This window comes from Gottfriedia sp. NPDC057948, from assembly GCF_042887255.1.
Classification (GTDB): Bacteria; Bacillota; Bacilli; order Bacillales; family Bacillaceae_G; genus Gottfriedia.
Genome location: NZ_JBHVPN010000011.1, coordinates 146,167 through 152,285, shown reverse-complemented (window position 1 = coordinate 152,285; position 6,119 = coordinate 146,167). Strand labels below are relative to the sequence as shown.

Sequence of the window (6,119 nt, the reverse complement as noted above, 5' to 3'; positions counted from 1 at the left end):
ACTGAACTGAAACGCGTTTTACTTAATCCTGTTGATGGTGATGCAAGGTTATCAGTTAAACATGATGAACGAGGTCGCTTCGCATATTTTGAACATCGAGTAGTTGATTCTTTACATAATTTTATAATCGATACGCATGTAACGAGTGCGAATGTTCCTGGGCATAGAGTTTTATTAGATCAATTAGATTCATTAAAAGAGAGGCTCGGATATTACGCCACCGAAATCGCTGTTGATGCGGGCTACTATAATTCAAGATTTGCCGAAGGTTTATTTAAACGTGGGATATTTGCTTATATCTCCCATCGTAGATTTTCAAGTAATGAACATAAAGAATGTAGAAAAACTCATTTTCAAAAAGTAAATGAAGACCTATATGCCTGTCCTTGTGGTGTACCTTTTCGATATAAAACTACTACTAGACATGGCTATCATGAGTTTAAGCCTGACAAAGGTAGCTGTTATAATTGTCCATTCGCGAAAAAAGATAATCGGGTTTTAAGAATTTCTGTTAATCAACCAATTTACGACAAATTAAGGGAACAAAGATTATCAAGTCGCGGAAAGATATTAAAGTCAGTAAGACCTTCAACCGTTGAATTAAGTTTTGCCCAAAGTAAAGAACTCCACGGCTTACGTTACGCACGATACCGAGGAGTTCACAAAGTAAAAAGACAAGTTTTGATGACCGCCATCATACAAAACTTAATCAAATGGACCAAACTTCTCTCACTAAAGGAAATAGGTCTTCATTTAATTTACCAAAAAACAGACTAATTGGACAACTATAACAAAATGCCACGAAAAATTCGTGGCATTTACTTGACGAAGTCTTTTTTCAACAGCGTGAAAAAAACCTTTACTCCAATGGTAAAGGTTTTTGTGTATAGATAAAGTCCAAAAAGTTAATTTTAAGACTGAATTATTATTTCGCTTTAAAAATCCCAAAAGGTTTCCCAACAGGTAAGAATTCTCTTCCAAAGTGACTATTTAATACAGCTGCAGCCGATCCATAAAATGACATAATTGCAATTCCTAATTCACTGTATGCTGCAAAGGTATGTGTAGCTTCTTCCATAAATCCTAATGTGCTTAATGATAATCCAATAAATAAACAATCAATTAATACAAAAATAATAAATAATACTTTATGGGTTTCCATTGCACCGATTGTCATAAAAATTGTAAAGATTAAATATCCTACGAAAGCAAAACCAAGTTGTTTAACATCAGCAGCTTTCATTAATGCTTCTCCAAAAACACCTAATTGGATTAACCAAGTAGTACCAACAGCTAACCAAAAGAAAGCATATGCTCCAAATGCTGTTGCTCCAAATACATTATTATGTTTAAAATCCTGGATACTCGCAAATAATTGTGCAATAGCACCTAAAAAAATCGCCCACGGTAATACTAATGAAACCCCATCAGTAATTCCTAATTTTTGTGTTGAGGCAACAAGCGTTACCATCGCTAAACCGAATAAACCAATTGCAGATGGATCCGCAGTAGTTATTTTAATTTGTTGTACGTCTTTCATTGATGTAAATCCTCCTAAAATTTTAAACAGACTAAACTATACTACTATAAAATTTCAGGGATTAATATAGCTTTTTTTCGCTTTTCAATAAGAAAGCACTTTCTTTTAAAAAGAAAGCGCTTTTTACCAAAAATTACTTTTTATGTCGTTTTGCATAACCGCATCTTTTGCATAATTCTTCCACTGCACATCGTCTTGAGAAACCATCATAAATTGCTCTTGCACGCTCAGAATTTAAAATATCTTCCAATGATGTCTCATAAATATTACCTAACGGAATCTTCCCTTCGCTATCTAAACAACATGGTACTACTGTTCCATCAACTAATACACCGATCTGATCTCTTAATCCATAGCAGAATACATTTTCATCGATGATATCATTACCCATGTCTGGCCATTGGAATTTTTCTGCCATATTTAAATAAATTTTATCGCGCAGTTTAATATTATGTGTTTCCTGAAGTCTTTCACTTAAAGAAAAATCTAAGTTTAGTTTTTCCTCAAGTAAATTTAAAATATCAATATTCAGTGAGTTACTTGCTCTTAACTCTTCACTATCCATATTCCAAAGCCTAATTGCACAAATCATATCACTTTTTTCATTTGCTTCATTAATGAAGTTCGTAATATTTTCAACGTAATCATGCAAATCCTTCGTTAGATCATTCGCCTCAAAACTATGAAGTGAGAAATTGATTTGTCTTAAACCTTTGGATTCAATTAATAAATCCTTTACCTTATTAATTAACGTACCATTCGTTGTTATATTAACCTTCAAACCATTTTCATGACTAATATCCAAAAATCGACCGAGCTTTGTATTTAAAAATGGCTCACCCATCAAATGAAAATAAATATGATCCGTATAAGGTTTAACCGAATTTATAACATGAGTAAATGCTTTCTCGTCCAAAAACTTCAACGGTCTCTCCAAAGTTGGGCTCGGACAAAAATTACACTTCAAATTACATATATTTGTAATTTCTATATAAACTTTCTTAAATTTTCTCATTCTACTCTCCTACTTTAATTTATCTATATGCACATATTCGCTCTAAAAAAACTATAATCCTATCATACAATAATTTTTAAGATATTAATATTTCAACACTCTGTTCAATTTTTACCAACCGAACAGAATTGTAATCATTCTAAAACTTCATGAAATTGTTTAAATTTTATAATAACAACTACAGTTTGATTATAGTTATTTTATTATAATTAAACTAGGCAATTGAATAGCATAGGGGAATTGGTTTTTATCTTCTTTTCTACGCATTTTTGTAGAAAGGTGGTGATGCCAATGCAAACACTTGAAATACTTACTCTAATCTTCATCGCAATGACCTTTGTCGTTGCATTGATCCAACTAGTGGTTAGTATTATTAACGCAACAAAAAAGAAATAGCCCCTATGCTTCACTGGGCATGGGCTACTTCTTAGTAAAAATACATTGATAAAACCATCTCGGCTTATTTAGTTGCCTAGAACGAGTGTTACAGCACTCGTTCTTTTTAATATAATTATTATATCATAAGATTCTTTAGTTATACTTTGAGCGCATGAATTTTTTGTTAAATATATAGAAATTATCATCACAATGTTCTTGTCGTTGCATTGATTCAATTAGTAGTTAGTATTATCAACGCAACAAAAAAGAAATAGCCCCTATGCTTTGACCGGGCATGGGCTACTTCTTAGAAAAGTTAAATAGATAAAACCATCAAGGCTTATTTATTTACAATGAACGAGTGATTTCCCGCCCGTTCTTAATAAATTTATCATATTTTTCAATCGAAATTTATAAAGTAAATGTTATTTTTGTGAATTGATAATATTTGACAATCCCAATCAGTTTTATCAGCATTCAATCGACAATTTTCCATATTTCCCGAGAAATTTCCTACCCAAGTTTTGACAAAATCAAAGTTTTTTTAATTAAAACTTGTTGACAGTTGTTTGTAATCTGTAATATTATTTGTTCATCGCAAAACAAACTAGTTTGATTTTATAAAAACTGCAGTATTGAACATATATGAAAATTTAATTTTAAAAGCATTGATGAGAAATAGTAAAAATATTAAGTTCTTAAACAGAGAGTTCCCGGTTGGTGCGAGGGGCGTAAGACAATATTTTGAACACATCTCTGAGCTGAGCACCGAACCCTTTTTGGTAGTAGACTGTTTCCGGATTCCTTGCACCCGTTATCGTGCTAGAGTTTAGCTTAATTGCTGCACTTGAAGAGGTTGGTATCGTGAGGTATCAATAAAATAGAGGTGGAACCACGTGAGTAATACTCCCGTCCTCTAGCTATTCCATATAGCTAGAGGTCGGGAGTTTTTTGTTTTTCAAGAATATTTTAAGGGAGAGAGTAAAATGAATAAAAAATTAATGTCAGCAATGATCATTTGTATGATTTCAATATTAGTTGTAACTGGTTGTGGAAAAGAAAAACGAAATGCAAACGAAGTAGTCGTTGGATTAGATGATACTTTTGTACCAATGGGTTTTAAAGATGATAAAGGTAAAGTTGTAGGTTTTGATATTGATTTAGCAAAAGAAGTATTTAAACGTGAAAATATGAAAGTAACTTTCCAACCAATAGATTGGTCAATGAAAGAGACTGAATTAAAATCAGGAAATATTGATGCAATTTGGAACGGTTATTCAATTACAGACGAGCGTATGAAAAAAGTGAATTTCTCAGATGCATATTTAAAAAATAGACAAGTGATTATCACCCTAGCAAATTCAAAAATAAAAACAAAATCAGATTTAAAAGGTAAAAATGTTGGGATTCAAGAAGGATCAAGTTCTTTAGATGCAGTTAATAAAGATAAAAACTTAGTAAAATCATTTAACGGTAGTAAACCTGTATTATATGAAAATAACAACCAAGCTTTAATGGACTTAGAATCAAAACGTGTAGATGTGGTTGTAGCAGATGAAACATTAGCTAGATATTACATGAACAAAAGAGGCCAAAATAAATACAAAATTTTAGAAGACAACTTCGGTGAAGAAGAATATGGAATTGGCGTTAGAAAAGATGATTCTGATTTACTTAAAAGAATTAACAAAGAAATTGGTGCTATGAAAAAAGATGGTACTTACGACAAAATTTATAAAAAATGGTTCGGTACATTGAAATAAAAAGGAGCTTATAATCATGGAACAAATTACATCTTTATTACCTTCCATGCTTGATGGATTAAAAATAACGCTAGAGGTTTTCTTAATTACTCTAGCGTTAGCAATCCCACTTGGAATCACCATTGCACTTGGAAGACTTTCGAATATTACAGCTATCAAATCAATTATTAGTTCTTATATTTTATTAATGCGTGGTACACCTCTACTTTTACAATTAATCTTTATCTTTTTTGGTTTACCATTAGTCGGAATTGTCTTTGACCGTTTTACAACAGTTATTATCGCATTTGTACTTAATTATGCAGCTTATTTTGGAGAAATATTCAGAGCCGGTATTCAATCAGTTGATAAAGGTCAATATGAAGCAGCAGAGGTTTTAGGATTGAGTCGCAGTCAAACTTTTAAAAGAATTATTCTGCCTCAAATGACTAAAAAAGTATTACCACCTGTTTCAAACGAAGTCATTACTCTAGTAAAAGATTCAGCTCTTGTATATGTTGTCGGACTTGATGATATGCTTCGAGTAGCTAAAATCGCATCTAATACAAGCGCATCACTACTGCCTCTTGTTTTCGTTGGTATTATTTATCTACTACTAACAGCAATATTAACGAATTTATTTAAACGATTAGAAAATCGATATTCATATTATAAATAAGGAGAGACTAAAAAATGTTAAAAGTAAACAACTTAACAAAACAATTTAATAAACAAACCGTATTAAATGAAGTCTCTTTTGAAGTTAATAAAGGAGAAATCGTTACTCTACTAGGACAATCAGGAGCAGGTAAAACGACAATACTTCGTTGTATTAATGGTTTAGAAAGCTTCGATGGTGGATCAATTGAAATAGATGGCCAAATGATAAAATCTAAAAAAGATCTTTTAAAAGTAAGAAAAAGCGTTGGTCTCGTTTTTCAAAACTATAATTTATTCCCACATAAAACAGTAATTGAAAATATTATTGAAGCCCCTACACTTGTATTAGGTATGAATAAAGAAGAAGCTTCAAAAAGAGCAATGGATTTATTAAAACAAGTTGGTCTAAGTGATAAAGCAAATTCATTACCAAACGAGTTATCCGGTGGCCAACAGCAACGTGTAGCAATCGCTAGAGCGTGTGCACTACAGCCAAAAATTCTTTGCTTTGATGAACCTACTTCAGCTCTGGATCCTGAACTAACGAACGGAATTGCTGAGATTATGAAAAAATTAGCAGATGACGGAATGAGCATCCTTGTCATTACTCACGACATGGAATTCGCAAGTAATGTTTCGACTCGTACGCTACTTGTAAAAGAAGGAAAAGTTTTAGAAAGTGCATGAATGTAGCGGAAACTAGGTTATATTTTAAAATATTTGATTAGATTTTCCCCTTTTTTCTATCTATCTAAATAATACGAACTTAAATTCAGGTGAATTC

Annotated in this window: 7 protein-coding genes and 1 other annotated feature; of the genes, 5 read left to right on the top strand and 2 right to left on the bottom strand. The window is 31.9% G+C overall.

Translation table 11 applies throughout. The annotated features are described in order from the left end of the window. Nucleotides 1-777, top strand: a 777-nt coding sequence (locus ACFVRR_RS16540; RefSeq protein WP_387330699.1) for a transposase, incomplete at its 5' end; no start/stop codon positions are given. A 148-nt stretch (nucleotides 778-925) separates the two neighbouring features. Here ACFVRR_RS16540 and ACFVRR_RS16535 read toward each other — a convergent pair. Together ACFVRR_RS16535 and ACFVRR_RS16530 are read right to left on the bottom strand one after the other, a co-directional pair. Continuing rightward, the gene (locus ACFVRR_RS16535; RefSeq protein ID WP_088013250.1) at nucleotides 926-1,540 is read right to left on the bottom strand and encodes an acetate uptake transporter; all 615 of its coding nucleotides are present in this window, start codon (nucleotides 1,538-1,540) and stop codon (nucleotides 926-928) included. 133 nt (nucleotides 1,541-1,673) lie between these two features. Continuing rightward, entirely contained in the window at nucleotides 1,674-2,555 is an 882-nt protein-coding gene (locus ACFVRR_RS16530; RefSeq protein ID WP_387330696.1) for a radical SAM/SPASM domain-containing protein, read from the bottom strand. Nucleotides 2,556-2,846: 291 nt separating this feature from the next. On the opposite strand from ACFVRR_RS16530, the gene ACFVRR_RS24325 reads away from it, so the two are divergent. The 4 genes from ACFVRR_RS24325 (at nucleotide 2,847) to ACFVRR_RS16515 (ending at nucleotide 6,022) form a co-directional block, all read left to right on the top strand. Then, nucleotides 2,847-2,951, top strand: a complete 105-nt coding sequence (locus ACFVRR_RS24325) for a putative holin-like toxin (RefSeq protein WP_483295410.1) — start codon at nucleotides 2,847-2,849, stop codon at nucleotides 2,949-2,951. Between the two features lie 641 nt (nucleotides 2,952-3,592). Beyond that, nucleotides 3,593-3,853, top strand: a binding site (T-box leader). Nucleotides 3,854-3,919: 66 nt separating this feature from the next. After that, nucleotides 3,920-4,696, top strand: a complete 777-nt coding sequence (locus ACFVRR_RS16525; RefSeq protein ID WP_387330693.1) for an amino acid ABC transporter substrate-binding protein — start codon at nucleotides 3,920-3,922, stop codon at nucleotides 4,694-4,696. Nucleotides 4,697-4,712: 16 nt separating this feature from the next. Continuing rightward, nucleotides 4,713-5,354, top strand: a complete 642-nt coding sequence (locus ACFVRR_RS16520) for an amino acid ABC transporter permease (RefSeq protein WP_387330690.1) — start codon at nucleotides 4,713-4,715, stop codon at nucleotides 5,352-5,354. Nucleotides 5,355-5,368: 14 nt separating this feature from the next. Next, complete coding sequence (locus tag ACFVRR_RS16515; RefSeq protein ID WP_387330687.1) at nucleotides 5,369-6,022, top strand: amino acid ABC transporter ATP-binding protein; 654 nt, start codon at nucleotides 5,369-5,371, stop codon at nucleotides 6,020-6,022. The last annotated feature ends 97 nt before the right edge of the window (nucleotides 6,023-6,119 follow it).

What these genes read in the sequence shown, in the direction of transcription:
- ACFVRR_RS16535 (WP_088013250.1), bottom strand. Translation starts at nt 1,540, where the DNA reads ATGAAAGACGTACAACAAATTAAAATAACTACTGCGGATCCATCTGCA.
- ACFVRR_RS16530 (WP_387330696.1), bottom strand. Translation starts at nt 2,555, where the DNA reads ATGAGAAAATTTAAGAAAGTTTATATAGAAATTACAAATATATGTAAT.
- ACFVRR_RS24325 (WP_483295410.1), top strand. Translation starts at nt 2,847, where the DNA reads ATGCAAACACTTGAAATACTTACTCTAATCTTCATCGCAATGACCTTT.
- ACFVRR_RS16525 (WP_387330693.1), top strand. Translation starts at nt 3,920, where the DNA reads ATGAATAAAAAATTAATGTCAGCAATGATCATTTGTATGATTTCAATA.
- ACFVRR_RS16520 (WP_387330690.1), top strand. Translation starts at nt 4,713, where the DNA reads ATGGAACAAATTACATCTTTATTACCTTCCATGCTTGATGGATTAAAA.
- ACFVRR_RS16515 (WP_387330687.1), top strand. Translation starts at nt 5,369, where the DNA reads ATGTTAAAAGTAAACAACTTAACAAAACAATTTAATAAACAAACCGTA.